This window comes from Amycolatopsis endophytica (genome assembly GCF_013410405.1).
In the GTDB taxonomy this organism is placed as follows: Bacteria; Actinomycetota; Actinomycetes; order Mycobacteriales; family Pseudonocardiaceae; genus Amycolatopsis_E; species Amycolatopsis_E endophytica.
The window spans coordinates 4395990-4420223 of the sequence record NZ_JACCFK010000001.1; the positions used below are offsets into that span (position 1 = coordinate 4395990).

The 24234-nt window shown below is 71.5% G+C and carries 21 protein-coding genes; 9 read left to right on the forward strand and 12 right to left on the reverse strand.

Annotation, left to right across the window (positions count from 1 at the left end; all coding sequences use genetic code 11):
• The first annotated feature begins 3 nt into the window (after positions 1-3).
• The 3 genes from HNR02_RS21700 (at position 4) to HNR02_RS21710 (ending at position 7586) form a co-directional block, all read left to right on the forward strand.
• Positions 4-837: a carbon-nitrogen hydrolase family protein gene (locus HNR02_RS21700; RefSeq protein ID WP_179774963.1), complete on the forward strand. Its 834-nt coding sequence runs from the start codon at positions 4-6 to the stop codon at positions 835-837.
• The gene (locus HNR02_RS21705) at positions 834-1895 is read left to right on the forward strand and encodes an MSMEG_0565 family glycosyltransferase (RefSeq protein WP_179774964.1); all 1062 of its coding nucleotides are present in this window, start codon (positions 834-836) and stop codon (positions 1893-1895) included. Before HNR02_RS21700 ends, HNR02_RS21705 begins: the two co-directional genes overlap by 4 nt.
• 204 nt (positions 1896-2099) lie before the next feature.
• Positions 2100-7586: an ATP-binding protein gene (locus HNR02_RS21710; RefSeq protein WP_179774965.1), complete on the forward strand. Its 5487-nt coding sequence runs from the start codon at positions 2100-2102 to the stop codon at positions 7584-7586.
• Positions 7587-7641: 55 nt separating this feature from the next.
• On the opposite strand, the gene HNR02_RS21715 is transcribed toward HNR02_RS21710, so the two are convergent.
• Positions 7642-8892 carry an alpha/beta fold hydrolase gene (locus tag HNR02_RS21715; protein ID WP_312861087.1) on the reverse strand — a complete coding sequence of 417 codons (1251 nt, stop codon included), beginning with the start codon at positions 8890-8892 and terminating at the stop codon, positions 7642-7644.
• A gap of 347 nt (positions 8893-9239) precedes the next feature.
• Here HNR02_RS21715 and HNR02_RS21720 point away from each other — a divergent pair, with 347 nt between their 5' ends.
• Positions 9240-9662, forward strand: coding sequence for a hypothetical protein (locus HNR02_RS21720; protein WP_179774966.1), 423 nt, complete (start codon positions 9240-9242; stop codon positions 9660-9662).
• Positions 9663-9731: 69 nt separating this feature from the next.
• Here the strand turns inward: HNR02_RS21720 and HNR02_RS21725 are convergent, their stop codons facing one another.
• Entirely contained in the window at positions 9732-10028 is a 297-nt protein-coding gene (locus HNR02_RS21725) for a MoaD/ThiS family protein (RefSeq protein ID WP_179774967.1), read from the reverse strand.
• Entirely contained in the window at positions 10025-11140 is a 1116-nt protein-coding gene (locus HNR02_RS21730) for a WD40/YVTN/BNR-like repeat-containing protein (protein WP_179774968.1), read from the reverse strand. Before HNR02_RS21730 ends, HNR02_RS21725 begins: the two co-directional genes overlap by 4 nt.
• A 125-nt stretch (positions 11141-11265) precedes the next feature.
• Here HNR02_RS21730 and HNR02_RS21735 point away from each other — a divergent pair, with 125 nt between their 5' ends.
• Complete coding sequence (locus tag HNR02_RS21735; RefSeq protein ID WP_179774969.1) at positions 11266-11556, forward strand: 4a-hydroxytetrahydrobiopterin dehydratase; 291 nt, start codon at positions 11266-11268, stop codon at positions 11554-11556.
• A gap of 2 nt (positions 11557-11558) precedes the next feature.
• On the opposite strand, the gene HNR02_RS21740 is transcribed toward HNR02_RS21735, so the two are convergent.
• Positions 11559-12386 carry an SDR family oxidoreductase gene (locus tag HNR02_RS21740; protein ID WP_179774970.1) on the reverse strand — a complete coding sequence of 276 codons (828 nt, stop codon included), beginning with the start codon at positions 12384-12386 and terminating at the stop codon, positions 11559-11561.
• Between the two features lie 29 nt (positions 12387-12415).
• Positions 12416-13585, reverse strand: coding sequence for a S1C family serine protease (locus tag HNR02_RS21745; protein ID WP_179774971.1), 1170 nt, complete (start codon positions 13583-13585; stop codon positions 12416-12418).
• 119 nt (positions 13586-13704) lie between these two features.
• Here HNR02_RS21745 and HNR02_RS21750 point away from each other — a divergent pair, with 119 nt between their 5' ends.
• The 4 genes from HNR02_RS21750 to HNR02_RS21765 are packed head-to-tail and all read left to right on the forward strand — an operon-like array spanning position 13705 to position 16046.
• A complete protein-coding gene (locus HNR02_RS21750; protein ID WP_179774972.1) occupies positions 13705-14136 on the forward strand; it encodes an MltG/YceG/YrrL family protein in 432 nt (143 codons plus the stop codon).
• Positions 14133-15365: an NRAMP family divalent metal transporter gene (locus tag HNR02_RS21755; RefSeq protein WP_179774973.1), complete on the forward strand. Its 1233-nt coding sequence runs from the start codon at positions 14133-14135 to the stop codon at positions 15363-15365. Before HNR02_RS21750 ends, HNR02_RS21755 begins: the two co-directional genes overlap by 4 nt.
• The gene (locus HNR02_RS21760) at positions 15362-15757 is read left to right on the forward strand and encodes a hypothetical protein (protein WP_179774974.1); all 396 of its coding nucleotides are present in this window, start codon (positions 15362-15364) and stop codon (positions 15755-15757) included. Before HNR02_RS21755 ends, HNR02_RS21760 begins: the two co-directional genes overlap by 4 nt.
• Positions 15744-16046, forward strand: a complete 303-nt coding sequence (locus HNR02_RS21765) for a PRC-barrel domain-containing protein (RefSeq protein ID WP_179774975.1) — start codon at positions 15744-15746, stop codon at positions 16044-16046. The genes HNR02_RS21760 and HNR02_RS21765 overlap by 14 nt, the downstream gene beginning before the upstream one ends.
• 412 nt (positions 16047-16458) lie before the next feature.
• Here the strand turns inward: HNR02_RS21765 and HNR02_RS21770 are convergent, their stop codons facing one another.
• The 7 genes from HNR02_RS21770 to HNR02_RS21800 all read right to left on the reverse strand — a co-directional run bounded on the left by HNR02_RS21770 (position 16459) and on the right by HNR02_RS21800 (position 23810).
• Positions 16459-17688: a styrene monooxygenase/indole monooxygenase family protein gene (locus HNR02_RS21770; protein ID WP_179774976.1), complete on the reverse strand. Its 1230-nt coding sequence runs from the start codon at positions 17686-17688 to the stop codon at positions 16459-16461.
• On the reverse strand, positions 17681-18295 hold the full coding sequence (locus HNR02_RS21775; RefSeq protein ID WP_179774977.1) for a GTP-binding protein: 615 nt from the start codon (positions 18293-18295) through the stop codon (positions 17681-17683). The genes HNR02_RS21770 and HNR02_RS21775 overlap by 8 nt, the downstream gene beginning before the upstream one ends.
• Positions 18270-18650 (reverse strand): DUF742 domain-containing protein, encoded by a 381-nt coding sequence (locus tag HNR02_RS21780; RefSeq protein ID WP_179774978.1) that lies wholly within the window; start codon positions 18648-18650, stop codon positions 18270-18272. Before HNR02_RS21780 ends, HNR02_RS21775 begins: the two co-directional genes overlap by 26 nt.
• Before the next feature lie 25 nt (positions 18651-18675).
• Entirely contained in the window at positions 18676-19107 is a 432-nt protein-coding gene (locus HNR02_RS21785; protein ID WP_179774979.1) for a roadblock/LC7 domain-containing protein, read from the reverse strand.
• The gene (locus HNR02_RS21790; protein ID WP_179774980.1) at positions 19104-20333 is read right to left on the reverse strand and encodes a sensor histidine kinase; all 1230 of its coding nucleotides are present in this window, start codon (positions 20331-20333) and stop codon (positions 19104-19106) included. The genes HNR02_RS21785 and HNR02_RS21790 overlap by 4 nt, the downstream gene beginning before the upstream one ends.
• A 229-nt stretch (positions 20334-20562) precedes the next feature.
• On the reverse strand, positions 20563-21345 hold the full coding sequence (locus tag HNR02_RS21795) for an MSCRAMM family protein (RefSeq protein ID WP_179774981.1): 783 nt from the start codon (positions 21343-21345) through the stop codon (positions 20563-20565).
• On the reverse strand, positions 21342-23810 hold the full coding sequence (locus tag HNR02_RS21800) for an MFS transporter (protein ID WP_312861154.1): 2469 nt from the start codon (positions 23808-23810) through the stop codon (positions 21342-21344). The genes HNR02_RS21795 and HNR02_RS21800 overlap by 4 nt, the downstream gene beginning before the upstream one ends.
• Positions 23811-24234 lie beyond the last annotated feature (424 nt).

Below are 24234 nucleotides of genomic sequence, written 5' to 3' on the forward strand. Positions count from 1 at the left end.
GCGATGGGGACCATCCGCATCGGCGCCGTGGCCGCGCACTTCGGCCGCGACCTCGACTTCGACCTGCAGCGCATCGCCACGCTCATCGAGCACGGCCGCTCGTCGGGGGTGTCGCTGCTGGTGCTGCCGGACGCCGCGCTCGGCGGGTACCTCGCCGACCTGCGCGCCCCGGACCCGGACGCGCTGCCGCCCGCGCTCGAACCGGACGACGCGCACCTGCGCAAGGTCGCCGCGCTGGCCGCGGAAATGGTGGTGTGCGTCGGGTACTGCGAAGCCGACGGCGACCGGCGGTTCAACTCGGCGGTGTGCGTCACCGGCGACGGCGTGCTCGGACGGCACCGCAAGGTGCACCAGCCGCCGGGCGAGGTGGCCGCCTACTCGGCGGGCACGTCGTTCGCCGCGTTCGACTCGCCCGTGGGGCGGCTGGGCATGCTCATCGACTACGACAAGACGTTCCCCGAATCGGCGCGCAGCCTCGCGCTGGACGGCGCCGAGGTCCTGGCCTGCCTGTCGGCGTGGCCGACCAGCATCACCCACCGCGCGCCGCGCATGTCGCAGGACCGGCAGGCGCGGTTGTTCGACCTCTACGACCAGGCGCGCGCGGCGGAGAACCAGGTCGTGCTGGCCTCCTCCAACCAGACCGGCGCGCTGGGCGGGATGCGCTTTCTCGGCCAGGCCAAGGTGGTCGGGCCCGGCGGCGACATCCTGGCCCGCACCTGGAGCAAGGCCGGTATCGCGATCGCCGAGGTCGACGTCGCCTGCGAGGTGTCCACCGCCCGGCGGGTGCTGCACCACCTGGCCGAGCGCAAGCCCGACGCGTACGGGAGCCGCACATGAGGATCGCCCTGCTCAGCTACTCGACGAAACCGCGCGGCGGGGTCGTGCACACGCTCGCCCTCGCCGAAGCGCTGGCCGCCGAGGGTGCCGACGTCACCGTCTGGTCACTGGGCCGTGGCGGGGACAGCGGGTTCTTCCGCCCGGTCGACCCGGCGGTGGCGGTGCGGATCGTGCCGTTCCCGGAGATCGAGGGCGAGGGCGTGGGGCCGCGGATCCTGCGGTCGATCGAGGTGCTGCGCGCCGCGTTCGACCCGCACGGCTACGACGTCGTGCACGCGCAGGACTGCATCAGCGCCAACGCGGTGGAACGGGTCGTGCGGACCGTGCACCACATCGACCACTTCACGACACCCGAGCTGGCCGCCTGCCACGAGCGCGCGATCCGCCGTCCCTACGCGCACGTCTGCGTGTCCGCGGCGGTGGCGGGGGAGTTGCGCGAGGGCTGGGGCGTGGTGGCGGCGGTCATCCCGAACGGCGTCGACCACGACCGGTTCGCCACCGCCGAGCCCGATCCGGCGTGGTCCGGGCGGTTCGTGCTCTCGGTCGGCGGGATCGAGCCGCGCAAGGGCTCGCTGGATCTGCTGGAGGCCCACGCGCTGCTGCGCGAGACCGAGCCGGACGTGCGGTTGGTCATCGCGGGCGGACAGACCCTGTTCGACTACCGCGACTACCGCACCGCGTGGGAGAAACGGGCCGCCGAGCTGGGCGTGCAGCCCGTCGTGCTGGGCCCGGTCGCCCACGACGCGCTGCCCGCGCTGGTCGCCGCCGCTGACGTGTTCGCCTTCCCCTCGACCAAGGAGGGCTTCGGCCTGGCCGCGATGGAAGCGCTCGCCGCCGGTGTCCCGGTCGTCACCCGCGACCTGCCCGTGCTGCGCGAGGTGTTCGGCGGCGCCGCTCGCTTCGCGAGCGACCCGGCGGGACTGGCGGCGCGGATGCGGGAGGCGCTGGCGGATCCGGACGCCCTGCGCGAACCCGGGCGCGCGTTGGCCGCCTCCTACAACTGGGGCGCCGCCGCCCGGTCGCACCTGGCGCTCTACCGCGACCTGCTGAAGCAGTGACCAGGCTCTCACGTCCGGCGGTGGTGGCGGACGCGGGAGGAAGTCGCGGGTCAGAGCGGTCCTTTGGAGGGTTCCGACAAAAAACGGCGGTCGGCACGGTGCGGGGGCGACGATCACGCTACCGGTGGGTACGCGCGATGCTGGGGGAGCGGCCGGGGGAGGCCGCGCCATCCATTCGTCGGAGAACCAGTGAGGCTCGATTCGGTGTTCAGTCGTGTCGCGATCGTCAACCGGGGAGAGGCCGCGATGCGGCTCATCCACGCCGTCGGTGAACTCAACGCGGAGGGCGGGCCGCGGATCGAGACGGTGGCCCTCTACACCGACGCCGACCGCACCGCCACGTTCGTGCGGGAAGCGGACATCGCCTACGACCTGGGGCCCGCGGCGAACCGTCCCTACCTCGACATGGCCGTCCTGGAACGCGCGCTGACCGAGACGAAGGCCGACGCCGCGTGGGTCGGGTGGGGCTTCGTCGCCGAGGACCCGGCGTTCGCGGAGCTGTGCGACAAGCTCGGCGTCACCTTCGTCGGCCCGAGCCCGGACGCGATGCGCAAGCTGGGCGACAAGATCGGCGCCAAGCTGATCGCCGAAGAGGTCGGCGTGCCCGTCGCGCCGTGGAGCCGCGGCCCGGTCGAGGACCTGGACGCCGCGCTGGCCGCCGCCGAGCGCATCGGCTACCCGCTCATGCTCAAGGCGACCGCGGGCGGTGGTGGGCGGGGCATCCGCGTCATCGGCAACGCCGACGAGCTCGCGGACGCCTACGAGCGCACCAGCCAGGAGGCCGCCCGCGCCTTCGGCAGCGGTGTCGTGTTCCTGGAGCGCCTGGTCACCGGCGCCCGGCACGTCGAGGTCCAGGTGATCGCCGACGGACAGGGCACGGCGTGGGCGCTGGGGGTGCGCGACTGCTCGGTGCAGCGCCGCAACCAGAAGATCATCGAGGAGTCCTCCTCGCCGGTGCTCGCGCCCGAGCAGGTGGCCGAGCTGAAGGCGTCGGCCGAGCGGCTGGCCGTGGCGGTCGGTTACCGCGGTGCCGCGACGGTCGAGTTCCTGTACCACCCGCAGGACAAGCTGTTCGCCTTCCTGGAGGTGAACACCCGGCTGCAGGTCGAGCACCCCATCACCGAGGCCACCACCGGAGCGGACCTGGTGAAAGCGCAGCTGCACGTCGCCTCCGGCGGCAAGCTGGAGGGCACCCCGCCCGCCGAGCTGGGCCACGCCATCGAGGCGCGGCTCAACGCCGAGGACCCCGACCGCGACTTCGCGCCCGCGCCCGGCCGCATCGCGCTGCTCGACCTGCCCGCGGGCCCGGGCATCCGCGTCGACACCGGCGTCAGCGAGGGCGATTCGATTCCCGCCGACTTCGACTCGATGATCGCCAAGATCATCGCCTACGGCCGCGACCGCGACGAGGCGCTGGCCCGCCTGCGCCGCGCGATGCGCGAGACGACCGTTCTCATCGAGGGCGGCACCACGAACAAGAGCTTCGTCCTCGACCTGCTCGACCAGCCCGAGGTGATCGACGGGAGCGCCGACACCGGCTGGATCGACCGCGTCCGGGCCGAAGGCCGGCTGGTGTCGCACGCGCACTCCGGGATCGCGCTGGCCGCCGCCGCGATCGAGGCGTACCAGGACGAAAAGCAGGTCGAGCTGCAGCGGCTGCTGTCCACCGCGCACGGCGGGCGCCCGCAGGTGCAGCACGAGGTCGGCCGTCCGATCGACCTCAAGCTGCGTGGCGCGGGTTACCGGCTCACCGTCGCCCAGACCGGGCCGGGGCGCTACCGGATCGGTTTCGTCACCGGCGAGGACGTGCGGACCGTCGACGCCGAGCTGGAGCGCTTCGACTCCCACACCGGCCAGATCCACGTCAACGGCCGCCGGTTCCGCCTGGTCACCGGCACGCACGGGCCGATCCACCTGGTCGAGGTCGACGGCGTCACCCACCGCATCAGCCGTGACGAGGGCGGCGTCGTCCGTTCGCCCGCGCCCGCGCTGGTGGTCGCGACGCCGCTCGCGGTCGGCGACGAGGTCGACGCCGGCGCGCCGGTGCTGGTGCTGGAGTCGATGAAGATGGAGACCGTCCTGCGCGCGCCGTTCCGGGCGCTGCTCAAGGAATCCCTGGTCTCCGTCGGCAGCCAGGTCGAGACCGGGGCGCCGCTGCTGCGCCTGGAACCGCTGGCCGACGACGGCGCCGACGACGCCCCGGAAACCGCGGGCGTGGATCTCGACCTGCCGGCGGAGCCCAACGGGCTCTCCGCCGCGCACCGCACCGAGCGGGGGCTGGCCGACCTGCGCAGCATGCTGCTCGGTTTCGACGTCGACCCGCGCGACGGCGGCCGCACCCTGGCGGCCTACCTGGCCGCACGGGCCGAGCTGCCGCAGCGCCCGCTGGCCGCCGAGGCCGGGCTGCTGGAGGTGTTCGCCGACTTCTCCGAGCTGTCCCGCAACAAGCCCGAGGGCGAGGAGACCAAGGCCGAGACGCGGGTGCACAGCCCGCGCGAGCACTTCCACACCTACCTGCAGAGCCTCGACACCGAGCGCGCCGGGCTGTCCGAGACGTTCCAGGGCCGTCTGACCCGCGTGCTGGGCCACTACGGCGTCGAGGACACCGGCCGCACGCCCGGGCTGGAGGAGGCGGTCTTCCGGATCTTCCTCGCCCAGCAGCGCGCCGCGTCCGACGTCGCGGTGATCACCGCGCTGCTGCAGCAGTGGCTGACCGAGGCGCCGCCGCACAACGGCCTGCGCCAGACCGTCGGGCAGGCGCTGGAGCACCTGATCCGCGCCACGCAGCTGCGGTTCCCGGTGGTCGGCGACCTCGCGCGGAGCCTGGTGTTCCGCTGGTTCGCGCAGCCGCTGCTGCGCCGCACCCGCGCCGAGGTCTACACGAAGGTCCGCCGTCACCTGTCCTATCTGGACGCGAACCCGGCCGCGGCCGACCGTGCCGAGCGCATCGCCGAGATGGTCGCCAGCCCCGAGCCGCTGGTGCGGCTGCTCGGCCAGCGCATCGGCCGCGCCGGGCTCGACGCGGGGCCGCTGCTGGAGGTGCTCTGCCGCCGCTACTACCGCGAACACGGGCTGCAGGACGTGCGAACCAGCACGACCGGTGACCGCGCGTTCGTCACCGCCGGGTACGACCTGGACGGTCAGCGGCAGCGGCTGATCGCGACCGTGGCGGACTTCGCCGGGCTGCCCGAGGCGGTCCGCGCGGTCGCCGAGGCCGCCGGGCAGGCCGAGGCGGGCGGTGTGGTCGCCGACATCTACCTGACCTGGACCGGCCAGCCCGCCGACGCCGACGTCATGGCGGCGGAGCTGCGTGAGGTGCTGGCCGGGGCGGCGCTGCCGGACGATCTGCGCCGCGTCACCACCACGGTCGCCGGGCGCAGCGGTTCGGCGATGCACCACCACTTCACGTTCCGGCCGTCGTCGGCGGGCCTGACCGAGGAACGGCTGATCCGCGGTCTGCATCCGCTGATCGGGCAGCGGCTGCAACTGCGGCGCCTGCAGAACTTCGACCTCACCCGGCTGCCCTCGGCCGACGAGGACGTCTACCTGCTGCGCTGCGCGGCGCCGAAGAACCCGTCCGACGAGCGGCTGGTCGCGATGGCGCAGGTCCGCGACCTGACCCCGCTGCGCGACGACGACGGCCGCATCCTCGCCCTGCCCGCGGTCGAGGGCGCGCTCGGCGCGTGCCTCGACGCGATCCGCAAGGTGCAGGCCCAGCGCCCGGCGAAGAAGCGGCTCGACACCAACCGGATCTTCCTCTACGTGTGGCCGCCGAGCGATCTCACGGTCGAGGACCTGAACACGGTCGCGCAGCGCGTGGTGCCCACGACCGCGGGCGCCGGTGTCGAGGAGGTGCTGTTCCTCGGCCGCCAGCGCGACCGGGAGACCGGGCAGCTGCGGCCGATCGCGGTCCGGGTGTCCTACGAGGTCGCCACCGGGGTGCGGATGACGATCACCGACCCGCCGACCGAGCTGATCCAGCCGCTGGACGACTACGGCCAGAAGGTGCTGCGGGCGCGCCGCCGCGGCACGGTCTACCCGTACGAGCTGACCGGCATGCTCGGCGGTGAGGGCGGCACGTTCACCGAATACGACCTGGACGACTCCGGGCGGCTGGTGCCGGCCGAGCGGGAGAAGGGGCTCAACAAGTCCGGGATCGTCGCCGGTGTCGCGACCACGCCGACCGAGCGCTACCCCGAGGGCATGACCCGCGTGGCGCTGCTGGGCGATCCGACCAAGGCGCTCGGCGCACTGTCCGAACCGGAGTGTTCGCGGATCATCGCCGCGCTGGACCTGGCGGAGGAGCTCAAGGTCCCGGTCGAGTGGTACGCGTTGTCGGCCGGTGCGCGGATCGCGATGGACTCCGGCACCGAGAACATGGACTGGATCGCCGCGGCCCTGCGCCGGATCGTCCACTTCACCCAGGGCGGCGGTGAGATCAACATCGTCGTCGCGGGCATCAACGTCGGCGCCCAGCCGTACTGGAACGCCGAAGCCACGATGCTCATGCACACCAAGGGAATCCTGGTGATGACCCCGGATTCGGCGATGGTGCTGACCGGCAAGCAGTCACTGGACTTCTCCGGTGGCGTGTCGGCCGAGGACAACTTCGGCATCGGTGGCTACGACCGCGTGATGGGGCCGAACGGGCAGGCGCAGTACTGGGCGCCGAACCTGGGCGCCGCGCACGGCGTGCTGATGTCACACTACGACCACAGCTACGTGCTCCCGGGCGAGACCGGCCCCCGCCGGGCGGCGACCACCGACCCGGTCGACCGGGACGTGTCGGACTACCCGCACGCGATCGTCGGCAGCGACTTCACGACGGTGGGGCAGATCTTCTCGCGGGAGACCAATCCGGACCGCAAGAAGCCGTTCGACATCCGGACCGTGATGCGCGCGCTGGCCGATCAGGACCACGCGATCCTGGAGCGGTGGGCGGGCATGGCGGACGCGGAGACCGCGGTCGTGCAGGACGTGCACCTGGGCGGTCATCCGGTGTGCCTGCTGGGGATCGAGTCGCGGTCGGTGCCGCGGCGCGGTTTCCCGCCCACCGACGGCCCGGACGCCTACACCGCGGGCACGTTGTTCCCGCGCTCGTCGAAGAAGGCGGCGCGCGCGATCAACGCGGCGAGCGGCAACCGGCCGCTGGTGGTGCTGGCGAACCTGTCCGGTTTCGACGGGTCCCCGGAGTCGATGCGCAAGCTGCAGCTGGAGTACGGGGCGGAAATCGGGCGCGCGATCGTGAACTTCCGCGGGCCGATCGTGTTCTGCGTGATCTCGCGCTACCACGGTGGTGCGTTCGTGGTGTTCTCCAAGACGCTGAACCCGAACATGACGGTGCTGGCCGTGGACGGCTCCTTCGCCTCGGTGCTGGGCGGTGCGCCGGCGGCGGCCGTGGTGTTCGCGCAGGAGGTCAACTCCCGCACGGCGAACGACCCGCGGGTGTCCGAACTGGAGGCCCGGATCGCCTCGGCGGACAGCACGTCCCGGGCGGCGCTGGTGACCCGGCTGGCCGACGTGCGTGCCTCGGTGCGGGCCGAGAAGCTGGGCGAGGTCGCCGCCGAGTTCGACGGGGTGCACTCGATCCAGCGGGCACAGCGGGTCGGCTCGGTCGACGCGATCATCCGCCCGGAGGAACTGCGCCCGCAGATCATCGCCGCAGTGGAGCGCGGTCTGGCCCGCGCCTGATCTCCGCGGCCCGGCTGCCCCTGGCGGATTCCGTCCGCCGGGGGCAGCCGGGCGTTCAGGGGGCGAGGGCGCGCAGGACCTTCTTCGCCGCGCGCTCGGGTGGGCCGTCGTCCGCCACTACCGCCGTGATGCCGGGGAACCTGGTGCGCAGGTGGGCCGCTTCGGCGGGGTCGTGCAGCACCACGGCCCCGCCTTCGCCCTGCTCGGCCATCTGCCCGGCGAAGGCGCGGCCCGCGCCGTGGCCGTCGACCACCACGTCGGGGACGCCGTGCCGTTCGCGGATTTCCTTCGCGAACTGCTCGGCGTCCTCCGGCGCGGCGGCCGTCACCACTTCCGCGCCCGCGGCCTCGAACGCCGCCACCGCGGCCAGGGCGAAGCGGCTCGCTCCGGTGACCACCACCAGGTGCGCGCCGAAACCGGCCGAGCGGGCCCGGCGCAACGACCGGGTCTCCGGACCGCCCTCGGCCAGCTCCACCAGCTCGGCCGCGCACCGCGCGATCACGTCCGGCCGTTCCCGCGGGATCCAGTGCCCGCCGGGCAACCGCCGCACCCACAGCCGCGGCGCCCACCGCCCGACCTCGGTCTGCAGCGGCGGCGTGACGTACGGATCGCCCAGCGGCGCGAGCACCTGCACCGGGATCTCGGCCTCCCGCGGCTCCGGACGGGACAGCCGCGCGCCGATGTTCGCCCGGTACAGCTCCAGCCCGTGCACCGCGTCCGCGACCGCCGGCCTGCCCGCCCCGCTCCCGGACAGCTTCGCCAGCACACGGTGCCCCGCACCGGAGCGCCACCCCAGCTCGGGCACCACCGGAATCCGGAAGAACAGGATGTAGGTCGAGTGGACCAGCTGCCGCAGCGCGGGCAGCCACCCCGGCGGCCGCCGCAGCTTGCCGCGGAACCAGTGCCCGGCGTGGTCCAGCGACGGGCCGGAGATCGAGGTGAACGACGCGATCCGCCCGCGCAGCGCGCCGGAGGTGACCGCGTGCCAGCTCTGGATCGACCCCCAGTCGTGCGCCAGCAGGTGCGCCGGCCGGCCGGGGCTCACCGCGGCGAGAACGGCTTCGAGGTCTTCGGCGAGGCGGTCGAGCGCGTAGTCCTGCCGTCGCGCCGGGACGTCGGACTCGCCGGCCCCGCGCACGTCGTAGGCGACAACGTGGAACCGCCGCGCCAGCAGGGACACGACGTCGTCCCACACCGACCGGTCGTCGGGATAGCCGTGGACGCAGACCAGCGTCGGGGCGGTCCGATCGCCCGCCTCCGCGACCGCGATCCGCGTGCCGTCGCGGGAGACCACTCGCCGGACCACCGCGCCTCCTCACTGGAGCTATTACCCGAAGTAACAGTTACCGGGATGAGCATCTGTTGCCACGAGGAGCTTGTCAAGCGCCGAAAACCGGTTCAGACCACACGCGTGAGTGACGCTCCAAGGTTGGATGCCCTGTGGGGCAACGGAAATCCCCGCGCCCGCCGTGACGGTTCGGTTTCGCGGCGCCGAGCAGGAGGTCTGTGACCGAGTTGCGACACGCTGTGATCGCAACGTGACCTGCATCACAACGTTGTGCCGGATTTGCCCCCGCCGTCCCGGGCACCCGGTCCGCGAAGCCGATCACGGTTTCAGCCCGGAAATCGTTGATACGAAGGGAATTCACAACCATGAACGTTCGTCGCTTCGCGATCGCCAGCCTGCTGGCCATTCCGCTGTCGTTCGGTGCCGCGGGCATCGCTTCGGCCGACAGCTACGGCTCCTCGACCGCGAGCGCCGGCCCCGACGGCGCGGCCATCACCACGACCGCCTCGACCGCGGGTCACGGCCACGACTACGACAGCGACGGCTGGGGTCACGGCAACAACTACGCCGGCTACTACGACGCGAGCCTGGCCGCCGGCCCGGACGGGGCGGGTGGCGAGTACACCGTTTCCGGCACCAACGGCCACCAGTCCTTCTACGGCGAAGGCGAGAGCTGGGCCGGCCCCGAGGGTGCGGCGTCGAGCGACACCTGGTCCGTGGCCGGTCACCACCACCACCACGACCACGGCAACAACTGGGACGACGAGGACGAGGGCGACGACGACTGACGCACGTCCCGGCGCCTCACTCCCTGACGGTGACCCCCCGCTACGGCAGGGGGTCACCGTTTCCCGTGCTCAGCCGCCGGCCATCGCGCCCATGACGAGGAACGGCTCGGTCCCGGCGGCCACGGGCGCGGGCAGCGGTGCGTCCGGTTCCTCGTGGGACAGGTCCTCCTCGCAGGCGAAGAACCGCACGAACGCCCGGCGCTTGCCCGTGCCGTGCTCGCGGATCGTGCCGCGCAGCACGGGATAACGCTCCTCCAGCGCGTCGAGCACGGCGCGCTGCGTGACCGTGCCGTCGAGGTCCAGTTCGACCTCGCCGTCGATGTGCGCGATGGTCCGCAGGTGCGCGGGCAGATGGACGCGGATCATGGCAGTGTCTGGACCTCCACCGACAGCACCGACGGCAGGTCGCGCACGATCGGCGCCCACGAGTCGCCCGAATCGGCGGAGGCGTAGACCTGCCCGCCGGTCGTTCCGAAGTAGACACCGCACTCGGGCAGCGAATCCACCGCCATCGCGTCCCGCAGCACGTTGACGTAGCAGTTTTCCTGGGGCAGGCCGTTCGTGAGCGCCTCCCAGTTGTTTCCGCCGCCGCGGCTGCGGTACACGCGCAGGCGCCCGTCCGGCGGGAAGTGGTGCTCGTCGCTCTTGATCGGCACCACGTACACCGTGTCCGGCTCGTGCGAGTGCACGTCGATGACGAAGCCGAAGTCCGTGGGCAGGTCACCGCTGATCTCGTACCAGTTGTCGCCGCCGTCGTCGCTGCGCATCACGTCCCAGTGCTTCTGCATGAACAGCACGTCGGGCCGCTCGGGATGGCGCGCGATGTGGTGCACGCAGTGGCCCACCTCGGCGTCCGGATCGGGGATCTGACCGGACTGCAGGCCGCGGTTGATCGCCTGCCAGGTCTTGCCGCCGTCCTCCGTGCGGAACGCGCCCGCCGCGGAGATCGCGATGACGAGCCGGTTGGCGTCGCGCGGGTCCTGGATGATCGTGTGCAGGCACAGCCCGCCCGCGCCCGGCTGCCACTGCGGCCCGGTGCCGTGCCCGCGCAGGCCCGGCACCTCCTGCCAGGTCGCGCCCGCGTCGTTGGACCGGAACAACGCCGCGTCCTCGACCCCGGCGTAGATGAGGTCGGGGTCGGTCAGCGACGGTTCGAGATGCCACACGCGGGCGAACTCCCACGGGTGCGGCGTCCCGTCGTACCACTGGTGGGTGCCGGGGACACCGTCGTAGGCGAACTCGTTGCCCACCGGCCGCCACGTCTTCCCGCCGTCGTCGGACCGCTGGATCAACTGGCCGAACCAGCTGGTCGACTGGGCCGCGAAGATCCGGTCCGGGTCGGCGGGGGAGCCCTTGAGGTGGTACATCTCCCAGCCGGGGAAGTGCGGTCCGCTGACCTCCCAGTCGGCGCGCCGCTCGTCGGAGGTCAGCACGAACGCACCCTTGCGTGTGCCGACCAGCACGCGTACCCCGCTCATCGCAGCTCCTTCCGCGTCAGGTGGTTAGACCGTAAGGAGCGGACAGCGGCCGCGTCTTCTCCAATCTTGCGGTTTGCGAACCGGGACCCGGGTACCCGCCGGGAAACCCGCGGACGGAGGACGCCATGCCGGAGGCGCTGACGGATACCGACATCACCCGCGCACTGGGAGGACTCGCGGACTGGCAGGGGGACGCACACCGGCTCTCGCGCACGGTGCGCATCCCGGTGCAGGCGCACGGTTCGCTGATCGGCCGCGTCCAGCGGGACGCCGCGGAACTGAGCGACCACGCCCAGTTCGAACGGCGCGCGGGGGAGCTGACTTTCACCGTCACCACGGGCTGCCCCGGCACGGTCACCGGGCCCGACCTGTGGCTGGCGGAACGCATCGAAGCCGCGATCGCCGACCTGACCTGACGTCAGGGCTCGCGCCAGTCGTTGCCGGCGAGGGCGGAGGCGCCCTGCGGGCCCATGAGGAGCATGCCGCCGTCGACGACGTAGGACGAGCCGGTCACGTAGGACGCCGCCGGCGTGGTCAGGAACGCCACCACGGCGGCGACCTCCCGCGCGTGCCCGGTGCGGCCGAGCGGGACACCGGGGCGGACCTGGTCGTGCGGGTTCGCGTCGGTCTGGCCCGTCATCGGCGTGGAGATCTCGCCCGGTGCCACCGAATTGACCGTGATGCCGTGCCCGGCCAGTTCCAGCGCGAGCACCTTCGTCAGCATCCCCAGCCCGGCCTTCGCGGCGCAGTAGGGGGCGGCGCCGACCTTCGGGGCGTGCTCGTGCACGCTGGTGATGTTGACGATCCGCCCGCCCCTGCCGCTGTCGATCATGTGCCGCGCGGCCCGCTGCGCGCACAGGAACGCGCCGTCGAGGTCGACCGACAGCACGTGCCGCCAGGTGTCGAAGTCCATGTCCATGACCCGCTGACCGGTGCCCGTCCCGGCGCAGTTCACCAGCACGTCGACACCGCCGAGTGCCCCGGCCAGATCGTCGATCGCGGCGGCCGCGGTCGGCAGGTCGCCCAGGTCGAGCTTCCGGACCTCGGCACGGGAACCGGCCTCCCGCACCTGCGCGGCCGTCTCCTCGGCGCCGTCGGAGTCGCGGTGCCAGGTGATGCCGACATCGACGCCGCCGCCACCGAGCGCGACGGCGATCGCACGCCCGATGCCGGAGTCGGATCCGGTCACGATCGCGGTGCGCGGCCGTCCGTCCTGTTCCGCGGGAAGGGGAGCTGTGTTGGTCATACCGGGCAGCTACCCGGCAGCCGGGGTCGTCAACCCACCGGCCCCTCGACCAGGGCGGCGCTGGTGCTGTGCTGCTGCCCGGACTGGTCCAGCCAGGTGACCGTCACGTGGTCGCCGGGGTGCAGCGTGTCCATCACGGCGGTCAGGTCGGTCGCCGAGCCGATCGCGCGGCCGTCGAGGCCGGTGATGACGTCACCCGCGGTCAGTCCCGCGTTGTCCGCCGGACCACCCGAGACGACCTGCTGCACCAGCGCACCCGAGCCGCCCGCGTCGCTGACCGACACGCCGATGAACGCCGACGGTCCGATGTGGACGGTATCGGACGCGGTGCCCGCCTCGATCTGGCGGGCCAGCCGCAGCGCGTCGTTGATCGGGATGGCGAACCCGCTCACATCGGCGGGCCGTCCGTTGCGGCCGAGCTGGTAACCGGTCGAGGCCGCCGTGTTCATACCGATGACCTTGCCGTCGCCGTCGGCCAGCGCACCGCCGGAATCGCCCGACTGGATGTCGGCGTCCACCTGGATGAGGCCGGTCAGCTGTTCGGAGCTGCCCGTCGATTCGTCCGTCGCGGTGATCGACTGGTTCAGCGCGGTCACCTTCCCGGGCGACACGCTCGGTTCACCGCCGTCCCCGCCCGCGTTGCCGAGTCCGACCACCGGATCCCCCACCGACACCTCGGCGGAGTCGCCGGTCGTGATGGTGTCCAGGTCCGAGGCGTTCTGCAGCCGCAGCACGGCGACGTCCGCCGAACGGCTGTACCCGGCGACCTCGGCCCGGTAGGTGCGGCCGGTGTCGACGTCGGTCACCTTGATGCTGGTGGCGCCCGCGACGACGTGGTTGTTGGTCAGGACCTGCCCGTCCGCCGTGAGCACCATGCCGGTGCCCGCCGCCTGCTGACCCGAGTAGCCCAGGGTGGAGTAGATGTCGACCAGCCCGGGCTCGACCTCGTCCGCGACCGCGTCCACGTCGAGTGTTTCGTTGCTGGTCTGCTGGTTCTCCCACGTCCGCTCGAGCGGGGACGCGGTACCGCCCGTCCGGGACGGCCGCCCCAGATCCCACGCCACGAACCCCAGCGCGACGAGCACCACCAGGCCGAGCGCACCCAGCACCACGGCCGGGCCGCGCCTGCGACGACGCGGCGGCGGTGGTGGCGGTGGTGGTGGCGCCCAGGGGTCGTACTGCGGTGGGTAGTAGGTCATGGCCGTCCCTCCTCCGCATCCAGTGAACGCCTCCTCGCTGAGATTCGCCTCCGGATGGTGTGTGAAACACCTGAGAAGACCCCGCGTTTGCCGAGTTGACCAAGGGGTAACCGGGCTCGATGCGGACGGGGACGATCTGTGCGGGCCTGGTGCTCGCGTCCACGCTCGCCGCGTGTTCCGGCAGCTCGACAGCGAGCTACGTGGACAGCGCGGTCGTCACCGCGCAGGAAGGCGTCAGCGCCGTGGGGACGCTGCACGAGATCATCCGCGCCCACGGCGAAGGCAGGCTGTTCCCGACGTTCACCACGGCCTCGGTCGACGACGTGCTCGCCACCGCCACCAAAGCGCTCGACGAACTGGAGGCCCCGACGGACCCGGAGACCCAGCAGGTCTACGACGAGCTGCACCCGCGCCTGCAGGACGCCGTCGCCCGCGCCAGCGAGGCGCGGGAGGCGCTCGACGCCGCGGACCACGGCCGCGTCGCCGCCGTGGATGCCCAGCTGGTGCGGGTGAACGACGAGTTGACGGCCTTCGTCGAAAGCCACCGATGAAGAAGGTCCTCGCCGTCACCCTGGGCATCCTGACCGCCATCGGCGGGTTCGTCGACATCGGCGATCTGGTCGCCAACGCCCAGTCCGGCGCCCGGTTCGGCATGCGGCAGGCGTGGATCGTGGTGATCGGCGTCATCGGCATCTGCGTGTTCGCCGAGATGTCCGGCCGGGTCGCGGCGGTCAGCCGGCGCCCGGTGTTCGACCTGGTGCGGGAACGCCTCGGCCCGCGGACCGCGATGACCAACCTCGTCGGGTCCTACCTGGTCACGTTGCTGACGTTGACCGCGGAGATCGGCGGAATCGCCCTGACCATCCAGCTGGCCAGCGGGCTGCCGCACATCCTGTGGGTGCCGCTGGCCGCGTTCGCCGTGTGGATCGTGCTGTGGCGGGTGAAGTTCGAGCTGATGGAGCAGATCTTCGGCGTGCTCGGGCTGGCGCTGGTGGTGTTCGTCGTCGCGCTGATCGCGCTCCACCCGCCGTGGGGGAGCTTCGCCGGCCAGCTCACGCACATCGGCCCGCCGGAGGGGGAGAACTGGGGCACCTGGGGCTACCTCGCGGTGTCGCTGTTCGCGTCGGCGCTGACGCCGTATGAGGTGTTCTTCTTCTCCTCCGGCGGGGTCGAGGAGAAGTGGACGACGAAGGACCTCGCGACCGAGCGCAGCAACACGCTGGTCGGCTTCCCGCTCGGCGGCCTGCTCGGACTGGCGATCATGGGCTGCGCCGCGGTGGTGTACGAGCCGGCCGGGATCGAGGTCGACCAGCTCAGCCAGACCGCGCTGCCGGTGGCGCTGTCCCTGGGCAAGCTCGGCCTGGTCGTGGTCATGATCGGGTTCTTCGCGGCGACGTTCGGCGCCGCGCTGGAGACCGGCCTGTCCACGGGGTATTCCATCGCCCAGTACTTCGGCTGGCAGTGGGGCAAACTGGTCCGCCCGCGCTCGGCCGCGCGGTTCCACACGGTGATGCTGGTCAGCGTGCTGCTGGGCACCGCGGCGCTGCTCACGACGATCGACCCGGTGCAGATCACCGAGCTGTCACTGCTGTTCAGCGCGGTGGTGCTGCCGCTGACCTACCTGCCGATCCTGGTGGTCGCGAACGACCGGGACTACCTCGGCGACCACGCGAACGGCCGGCTGCAGAACTTCCTCGGCGTCACGTTCCTGATCATCATCCTGATCGCCGCGGTCGCCGCGATCCCCCTCATGATCATCACCGGAATGGGGCAGTCGTGATCCTCGGACGACCGGACCCGCTGCGCGTCGAGTTCCACCTCCTCGACCGCCAGATCGTCGACGTCGAGGGGCACGCCGTCGGCAAGGTCGACGACGTCGAACTGGAGCGCAACCCGGACGGCACCTACCGGATCACCGCGCTGCTCGTCGGGCAGCACCAGCTGGGGGAGCGCATCGGCGGGCTACTCGGGCGCCTGATGAGCTGGATGGCGCGACGACTCAACGCGGGTGAGACGGCGCCACTGCGTATCACCTACGACCACGTGAAGCAGGTCAGCAGCCAGGTGACGTTGTCGCTGAGCGCGGAGGTGCTGGAGGTGCCGCCGTTGGAGCGCTGGTTGCGGGACAAACTGATCTCGCGGATCCCGGGGGCCGATCATGGTGACGACTGACGGGCCCGGTGAGGTCGTGCGTGCGAGCCGGCTGCTCGGGCGACGCGTGTACGACGTGCGAGGACGCCCCCTGGGCAAGGTGACGGACCTGATCACGCGCCTGGACCCGCTCGGACGGGAGCAGACGGTCGCGGTGCTGGTGACACCCCGGCGGCGCGGGCGGTTGCTGGGGTACGAACGCACCAGCCAGACGGGACCGTGGCTGCTGGCGTGGCTGGCGGCTGTCCTGCACCGGGGGACACACGAGGTGCCCTGGGGCGAAGTGCGATGGGAGCCGCCTCAGCCGTAGATCGCGTGATGGAGCGTCTTGTGTAGCCGCTGCGTGGGTGTCTGCGCTGCGCGCGGCTGGGGGCGCCGGGCTTCGCTTCGCTACGCCTTTGGCCGTGGGGGCTGGCGCGCCCCGGCGTTGTGGGCCTTCCGAACCCGATCTTTGAGTGTTCGGTTGCCGAGGCATCGCGTCAAGCCGGGAAAGAGTGGCTTGACGCGATGGCTCGGCAACCGAGGGGGCTGGGGATCGGGTTGCGGGAGGGGTGTGGTTCAGGGGTGGGGTGCGTTGCGTTGCCGGGTGGCGGTTCGGGTGTGGGTTCGCGGTGCGGAGTGTGGAACTCGGCGTCGGGAAGGTAGGACTCGACCGGCGGGTTGTGTCCTTCCGAACCAGCCCGCGTCGTGATCGGTGCGGGCACTGGGAGAAAGCCGGCCGGTCACACCGACGCCAGGAACTCCTCGGCCTTCGCCGGGTCGAACAGCCAGTGCTGGAAGTCCGTCGGGTTGTTGAAGCCGTTCACGAACCGCTTCGCCACCTTCGGGTTCGACTGCGCCGCCCCGAGGATCTGCTGCACGTGCGGCGGTGGCGGCTGCAGCATGGCGTTGGTGAACTTCGTGACCCACTGGGCGTGCTCCCAGTAGCGGTCGAACGTCGCCTGCATCCACGTCCGGTCGAACGGCCGGTCCTCGTTCTCCAGGATGCTCCCCAGATACGACTCCGCGCACTTGGCCGCGTTGTTCGAGCCCTGTCCGGTGATCGGATCGTTGGCCACCACCACGTCCGCCATGCCGAGCACGAACGCCCCGGACGGCAGCTCACCCACCGGGTGGCGCACGACCGGCGGGTATCCGCCGACCAGCACCGCCTTGCCGTCGGTCAGCTCCGCGTTCTTCGCCCGCTCGTACTCCCACGGGATGTACTGCCGGAACAGCTCCAGGTGCCGCCGCAGCTGTTCGGCCGCCGGGGGACGGTCGGCGAACGCGTCGAACGGGCCGCCCGGCAACCCGGCGACGAAGAAGATGTCGCACGGTCCGGACAGCGTGTAACCGGGGATGTTGATGAGCTCGCCGACGCCGGGGATGAAGTTCATCCACACGTCCGTCGTGCCGGGACGCTCCGGTCGCGCCTCCTGACCGTGCACATAGGACACCGAAAGCTTGCGCTGCGGCACGGTGTAGGGCGACCGCGACGCGTCACGGTCGAACAGCTGCACCAGCTCGCCCTTGCCCGCCGCGACGACCACCAGGTCGTACAGCTTCGCCAGGCCGTTCAGGTCGGCCGTGGTGACGCCGTGGATGACCACGTTGCCGCCGCGCTCCTCGAACAGCTCCAGCCACGTCGCCATCTTGACCCGCTGGTCGATCGACTGCGCCGGACCGCCGTCCCACGACGCGATCCAGTTCAGCGCGCGCTCGCCGTCCGGGCCGGCCATCGACAACCCTTGTCCGGCGACACGGGGAGCGACGTCGTCCCACAGGTTCAGCCCGTGCGCGCGCTCGATGGCGAGCGCGTCGGCGAACATGCACTGGGTCGAGGTGACCCAGGCCGCGCGGATCTCGTCCGGCGTGCGCGCGGACATCACGGTGACGTCGTAGCCGTGTTCCTGCAGGCTCAGCGCGAGCTGCAGGCCCGACTGACCCGAACCGACGATCAGGATCTTACGCATGAGCGCGGATCCGGCCCCCCTCCGAGACCTCGGCGAGTGAAAGTGTGTAGGACACCAGTTCCTGCAGGGTTTCCAGCACCGACGCCTTGTCCCGCGCGTCGCAGGTGATCAGCGGGACGTCCGGGCTCAGCGCAAGCGCTTCCCGCACCTCCTCGACGTCGTGTGCCAGCTCCCCGTCGAACCGGTTGATGGCGACGATGAACGGCAGGTCGGAGTCGTTCTCGAAGTAGTTGATCGCCGCGAACGACTGGTCCAGCCGCCGCGTGTCGACCAGCACGACCGCGCCCAGCGCGCCGCGGGACAGGTCGTCCCACAGGAACCAGAACCGCGCCTGCCCCGGCGTGCCGAACAGGTACAGCATCAGGTCGTCGTACAGCGAGATCCGGCCGAAGTCCATCGCGACGGTGGTGGTGGTCTTGGCGCCGTCCGGCGGCAGATCGTCCACGCCCTCGCTCGCCTCGGTCATCCACGCCTCGGTGTTGAGCGGCGGCACCTCGGACACGGACCCGACCAGGGTGGTCTTGCCCACCCCGAACCCTCCCGCGACGACGATCTTCGCCGAGATCGTCAGCAGACCCGGATCAGACGGGGAGCTGCTTGAGTCCATTGAGGATCCTCTCGAGCATGTTCCGGTCGTGTGAGTAGGCCTGGGCGGTCGGGTGGATGAACACCGCCCCCTGCCCGGCCAGGTCGCTGACCAGCACGCGGACCACCCCGAGCGGGATGGTCAGCAGTGAGGACAGCTCGGCGATCGAGACCTGGGACCGGGCCCGCTCGTACAGCGCCCGCGACTCCGGCATGAGCTTCTCCGCCAGTGCCGGATCGTACTGCGGCACCGAGATGAGCGTCTCCACGAGCAACTGGTGGCGTGCCCGGGTGCGGCCGCCGGTCAGGGTGTAGGGCCGGATCCGCTTGCTGCGCGGCTTGGCCACCTTCTCCTCCGGCCCGGTCTCCTGGGACATCGTGATCACATCCTGTCGGGACTGGCTAGGCCTGGGGCCGTCGGCCGGTGAGCACGCGGCGCAGGTCCGCGCGCATCTCGGGGGTCAGCGCGTGGCCGGCACTGGAGACGAACTGCGTCATCTCGTAGGCGACCACCTTCATGTCGCACTCCGACGTGGTCAGCACCGCAAGGCCGGCGTGGGCGTCGATGCCCATGAACAGGAAGTACCCGTGGGTCAGCCGGATGATGATCTGCTCGCAGGTGCCCTTGTCGAACAGCGAAGCGCTGTTGCGGGCGAGGCTGAGCAGGCCGCTGGCGATCGCGGCGAGCTGTTCGCGCTCCTCGGTGGACATCTCGTCGGACGCGGTCAGCGGGAACCCGTCCGAGGACATGATCAGAGCGTGTGACACGCCGTGGACCTTGCGGACGAAGTCGTTGATCAGCCAGGTGAAGTCCTGGCCGGTGTCGGCGGTCACTGCTGCTTCTCCCCGGATTCGTCGGAGCCCTGCTTCTCGCGTGCCTCGCGCTCACCGTCGGTGAAGGCGCCGAGATCGGCGAGTAGTTTCTCGTGTCCCGCCTCGCGGTCTTCCGCAGGGGGCCGCGTCGGCTCCTCCGGGGCCTGGCCGGTGGGGTTCTTGAGGCTGTGCGAGACGCGGCGCGGCAGACCGCTGGCCGTGGTGCCGCCGACCATCGAACCGGGCTGCCGCCGCTGCGGCTGCGGCGACGGCTTCGGCGGTGGCGCGGCCGGGGTGCGTTTGGGCAGGCCGCTACGCGGGCGGACGGGCGCCGCCGCCTCGGCGACCGCCGCCGTGGTGCCGCGCGGCGTCTGCGGGAAGACCACCGTCTGCTGGCCCGACCAGCTCGCTTCGGGCAGATCGGCGACGAGCCCGGCGGGCAGCAGCACCGACGCCGTGGTGCCGTGTGGCACGCGGCGGTCGAGCCAGGTGCGCATCTCGTGCCGCACCGACAGCCGCCGCACCACCGCGAGTCCCATGTGGCGCACGGCCGAGTCGTCGAGCACCGGCTCGCCGGAGAGGCGGTCGTTGAGATCGCGCAGCCGGTCCGGGGGCAGGCCGATGCCCTCGTCCTCGATGCGCACCAGCACGCTGCCCTGCTCGGTCAGGTGCGCGCTGACGCGCACGGGCGTGTTGGGCGGCGAGGACTTCGTCGCGTTGTCCAGCAGTTCGGCGAGCAGGCGGCTGAGGTCCTCGCTGGCGAAGCCGACCACGCCCAGCGACACGATGCGCCCGATGGTGACGCGCGCGTACTGGTCGATCGACGACATCGCGCCGCGCACCACGTCGACGAGCGAGGTGGTGTCGGTGGCCGCGTCACTGGCGTCGCGGCCCGCGAGCACCCGCAGGTTCTCCGCGTTGCGCCGCAACCGGGTCGCGAGGTGGTCGAGCCGGTAGAGTTCGCCGAGCCGGTCGGTGTCCTGCTCCTTGGCCTCCATCTCCTCCAGGTGGGCGAGGAGGGAGTCGACCAGGTTCAGGTCCCGCAGCGCCACGTTCGCGCACAGTGCGGCAAGCGCTTCCTCGGCGGCCCGTTCGCGCTCGGCCTGCGACGGCGACTGCACGATGACCGGCGGCCGCCGGGGCGGTGGCTGCGCGGGTGGTGGGCCGAAGAGCTGCGTGGCCGCTTCCCGGGAGCGGTCCAGCAGCGCGCGTGAGCGGATGAGCAGTTCTCGAGCCCGCGTCGCCATGTCGTCCTTACTGCCTGGGTTCTCTCACGTGCGAAGGGCCCACCGCCACGGGGAAACCTCCCCCGTGTCTGGCCGAACCCCCGCGCCGGTAAACGCTATGCAACCACTTGGACCCCGCCCGTGTCCACCACTCTCCGCGATCTTGACGCACCGTGCCCGGGGGGTCGACGCATGGTGCGGGCAGGCCGTTTCCCGTGGCGTGCCAGGGGAAACGGCCTGGTCGCAAGGCTCAGGCCAGGTGCACGTCGAGGCGGGTCCGCCCGTTCCCGACCCGCGCCGCCTGCCGTACCGGTGCGTAACTCGTAGCGACGACGGTGTAGGTGCCGGGTTCGAGGTCGTGGAAGGCGTAGCGCCCGTCCTCGCCCGCGTGCGTACTGCGGACGACGGTGCCCGACTCGTCCAGCAGGCTCACCGTGATCCGCGGCCACGGCCGGGGCAGATCGCGCACGTTGACCGAACCGCGGATGACGGCGGCGTCGGCGAGGTCGACGTCCTGTCGCACCGCCGCGTCGCTCATGGTGACCGCGACGGCGGTGGGCCGGTACCCCGGTGCGTTGACGGCGATCGTGTAGGCCCCGGCGGGCAGGGCGCCGAACGAGTACTCGCCGCCCCGGCCGGACATGCCCGAGCCGATGACCTCGCCGCGGAAGTCGGTCAACGTCACGATCGCGTCCATCACCGGGACGCCGGTGGAGCCGGCGCGCACCACGCCGCCCAGCCCGGTCGCGCCGGTCATCACGAGGTCCAGGCCGGCCGCCGCCTCGCCGATGGTCACCGTGGCGGCCTCCGGCCGGTACGCGGGCGCCGACGCGATCAGCACGTAGACGCCGCGGCCCGGCGCGGGCAGCCGGTAGCCGCCGTCGCCGCCGGTGGTGCCGCGGGCGATCTGCTGGCCGGTCGAGTCGACCAGCGTGACCGCGGCACCGGGCACCGGCACGTCCGCTTCGTCGCGCACCTGCCCGGTCACCTCGGTGCCGCCGCGGCTCTGCGGCGGGACGTGCGTGCTGGTCATGAGCGCGCCTGCTCGGGACGGCCGGACAGGAGGTCGACGTCGACGGTGGCCGGCTCGCCGCCCGCGAGGTCGACCTGGTGCACCGCCGGTTCGAACAGGCTGGTCACCACCGTGTAGTCGCCGGGAGCCAGATCGCTCAGCTCGTACTCGCCGCGCTCGTCGGTCACGGTCTCGGCGGCGAGCGCGCCCGCGCTGTCGCTGACCGTGATCTTGGCGCCCGCCACCGGGGCCCCGTCCGGGCCGGTGACGGTGCCGTGCAGCGCCCCGGCGGCCTGGACGAGCAGGTCGGCGATCGCGGGCTCGGCACCGGACACGACGACGGTGGCCGCCACCGGGCGGTGGCCGTCGAGGTGGGCGGTCACGGTGACCTCCCCGGCGGGAAGGCCGGTGAGCTGGAACGTCCCGTCGGCGAGGGTGACGGTCTGTGCGACCACCTGGCCGCTGCCGTCCGTGGCGACCACCGCCGTGTCCCCGACGCCGTCGCCGCCGGGGGAGCGGCGCACGATCCCGGTGATCGTGCCGCCGCCCGCGACGACGAAGTCGCGGACCGCGCCCGCCCCGTTGACGGTCACGGCGGCGGCCTCCGGGCGGAAGCCGTTGGCGGTGACGATGAGCGTGTAGGTGCCCGCGGACAGGCCGGACACCGAGTAGCCGCCGTCGTCCGCGGCCCTGGTGCGGCCGACCTGTCTGCCGTCGGCTCCGGTCACGGTGACCACACCACCCGCGAGAGCGTTTCCTCCCGCGGTGCGCAGGCGGCCGGCGATCTGCCCGGGCCCGGCGGTGACGGTGTCGTGTTCGCTGATGTCGACGATCTCGCCGGCGGCCGCGGCCAGTTCGGACCCGGGAGTCTCGTGGGGCAGCCCCGGCGCGGCCTTGCGGAACGGGCCGGTGAACCACGACGCGAGCGCGGCGACCACGGACGCGATGATCGCGAACCAGAACGCGGCGGTCAGGCCGTCGGCGAACGGGCCGGAGATCAGCTGCGGGAAGAAGCTGCGGCCGGTGAGGAAGGATGCCTGGTCCGGAGGAAGCGTGTTGAGGACGCCGCCGAGGAGTTGTTCGATCGGGTTGTAGCCGAGGAACGCGGCGAACAGCACGCCCACCGGTGGCAGGGACGCGATCGAGTTCGCGTCGGCGGCCGGGACGCCGTGGGCGGTCAGGCCCTGTGCCATCGCGGTCGGCAGGTGGTCGGCGAGTCCGGCGATCATCAGGCTGAAGAAGAAGCCGATGGACAGCACCATCGCCGAGTTCTGGAACGTCGCGGTCATGCCGGCGCCCGCGCCGCGCGCGTTGTTGGGCAGGCTGTTCATCACCTCGGCGCGGTTGGGCGAGGTGAACAGGCCCATGCCGAGCCCGTTGACGAGCAGGATCGCGGCGAAGGCCCAGTAGTTGAAGTTGACGGGCAGTACCTCCAGCAGCACGAAGCTCACGGCGGTGATCAGCATGCCGCCGGTGGAGAGCAGACGGCCACCGATGCGGTCGGAGATGATGCCGGAGACCGGCGCGGAGATCAGGAACCCGATCGTCAGCGGCAACATGTAGATGCCGGCCCACAGCGGGGTCTTCTCGAAGCTGTAGCCGTGCTGCGGCAGCCAGATGCCCTGCAGCCAGATGATCAGGACGAACTGCAGGCCGCCGCGGCCGAGCGAGGCGAGCAGGTTCGCCATGTTGCCGAAGGTGAACGAGCGGATCTTGAACAGCCCGAGGTTGAACAGCGGGTTGGCGACCTTGGTTTCGATCACGCAGAAGACGACGAGCACGGCGATGCCGCCGATGAGGCAGGCCAGCACGAACGGGCTCGTCCAGCCCATGGTGTGCCCGCCGTAGGGCTGGATGCCGTAGGTGATGCCGACGAGCACGGCGATGAGGCCGACCGCGAAGGTCACGTTGCCCCACCAGTCCATCTTCGCGCGGTGGCGGTCGCTGGTGTCCTTGAGCTTGAGGTAGGCCCAGATGGTGCCGAAGACGCCGAACGGGACGGAGACCAGGAACACCAGGCGCCATTCGACCGGGCCGAGCAGGCCGCCGATCACCAGGCCGAGGAAGGAGCCCGCGATCGCCGCGACACCGTTGATGCCCAGCGCCATGCCGCGCTGGTGCCTGGGGAAGGCGTCGGTGAGGATGGCGCTGGAGTTCGCCATGAGGAACGCGCCGCCGACGCCCTGCACGATGCGCCAGGCGATCATCCAGATCGCGGCCGTCGCGCCGTCCATCCAGGTGATGGCGAGGAAGATGGAGGAAACGGCGAAGACCGCGAACCCGAGGTTGTACATCCGGACCCGGCCGTACATATCGCCCAGGCGTCCGAAACCGACGACGAGGACCGCCGTGACGACGAGGAAGCCCATCATCATCCACAGCAGGTAGCTGGTGTTCGAGGGCTCCAGCGGGTTGATGTCGATGCCGCGGAAGATGTCGGGCAGTGCGATGAGCACGATCGAGGAGTTGATCGTGGCCATCAGCATGCCCAGGGTGGTGTTCGACAGTGCGATCCACTTGTAGCGGGGACCGAGGTCGTCACCCGTGGGCCCGAGCCGGTGCGTGCCCGGGGCAGGGAGCGTCTGCGAGGCAGACTGCACTTCCATCACTCCAACCAGGGAAGTTCGTCGCCGTTGACCGATGCGGGAAAAATTAGTTGACCTATGCTAACTGATTTCCACCGGTTCGAGTGATAGGGCTCGCAGAATGGGAACGCGTGATCCGGATCGCACCCGGGTGGCCTAATCCGGGGAAATGCGATTTCCGGGAGAAAAACGGACAATTCCTTGCCGGTCTCGTCGCGGCTCCCGTTCCCCCGCAGGGCCGGAGCTGTCCGGGGCCCGGCCCGCCGTCGCCGTCGTCCCCGCTCGCGAAACGGAGAACGATCGGCACGGACGACGCCGATCGGCC

Coding starts and splice junctions, on each gene's coding strand:
- HNR02_RS21770 (WP_179774976.1), bottom strand. CDS start 17,688: ATGCGTAAGATCCTGATCGTCGGTTCGGGTCAGTCGGGCCTGCAGCTC.
- HNR02_RS21800 (WP_312861154.1), bottom strand. CDS start 23,810: ATGCTGATGGCCACGATCAACTCCTCGATCGTGCTCATCGCACTGCCC.
- HNR02_RS21795 (WP_179774981.1), bottom strand. CDS start 21,345: ATGACCAGCACGCACGTCCCGCCGCAGAGCCGCGGCGGCACCGAGGTG.
- HNR02_RS21705 (WP_179774964.1), top strand. CDS start 834: ATGAGGATCGCCCTGCTCAGCTACTCGACGAAACCGCGCGGCGGGGTC.
- HNR02_RS21750 (WP_179774972.1), top strand. CDS start 13,705: ATGCGGACGGGGACGATCTGTGCGGGCCTGGTGCTCGCGTCCACGCTC.
- HNR02_RS21780 (WP_179774978.1), bottom strand. CDS start 18,650: ATGTCCCAGGAGACCGGGCCGGAGGAGAAGGTGGCCAAGCCGCGCAGC.
- HNR02_RS21735 (WP_179774969.1), top strand. CDS start 11,266: ATGCCGGAGGCGCTGACGGATACCGACATCACCCGCGCACTGGGAGGA.
- HNR02_RS21720 (WP_179774966.1), top strand. CDS start 9,240: ATGAACGTTCGTCGCTTCGCGATCGCCAGCCTGCTGGCCATTCCGCTG.
- HNR02_RS21755 (WP_179774973.1), top strand. CDS start 14,133: ATGAAGAAGGTCCTCGCCGTCACCCTGGGCATCCTGACCGCCATCGGC.
- HNR02_RS21730 (WP_179774968.1), bottom strand. CDS start 11,140: ATGAGCGGGGTACGCGTGCTGGTCGGCACACGCAAGGGTGCGTTCGTG.
- HNR02_RS21745 (WP_179774971.1), bottom strand. CDS start 13,585: ATGACCTACTACCCACCGCAGTACGACCCCTGGGCGCCACCACCACCG.
- HNR02_RS21775 (WP_179774977.1), bottom strand. CDS start 18,295: ATGGACTCAAGCAGCTCCCCGTCTGATCCGGGTCTGCTGACGATCTCG.
- HNR02_RS21740 (WP_179774970.1), bottom strand. CDS start 12,386: ATGACCAACACAGCTCCCCTTCCCGCGGAACAGGACGGACGGCCGCGC.
- HNR02_RS21790 (WP_179774980.1), bottom strand. CDS start 20,333: ATGGCGACGCGGGCTCGAGAACTGCTCATCCGCTCACGCGCGCTGCTG.
- HNR02_RS21700 (WP_179774963.1), top strand. CDS start 4: ATGGGGACCATCCGCATCGGCGCCGTGGCCGCGCACTTCGGCCGCGAC.
- HNR02_RS21765 (WP_179774975.1), top strand. CDS start 15,744: ATGGTGACGACTGACGGGCCCGGTGAGGTCGTGCGTGCGAGCCGGCTG.
- HNR02_RS21725 (WP_179774967.1), bottom strand. CDS start 10,028: ATGATCCGCGTCCATCTGCCCGCGCACCTGCGGACCATCGCGCACATC.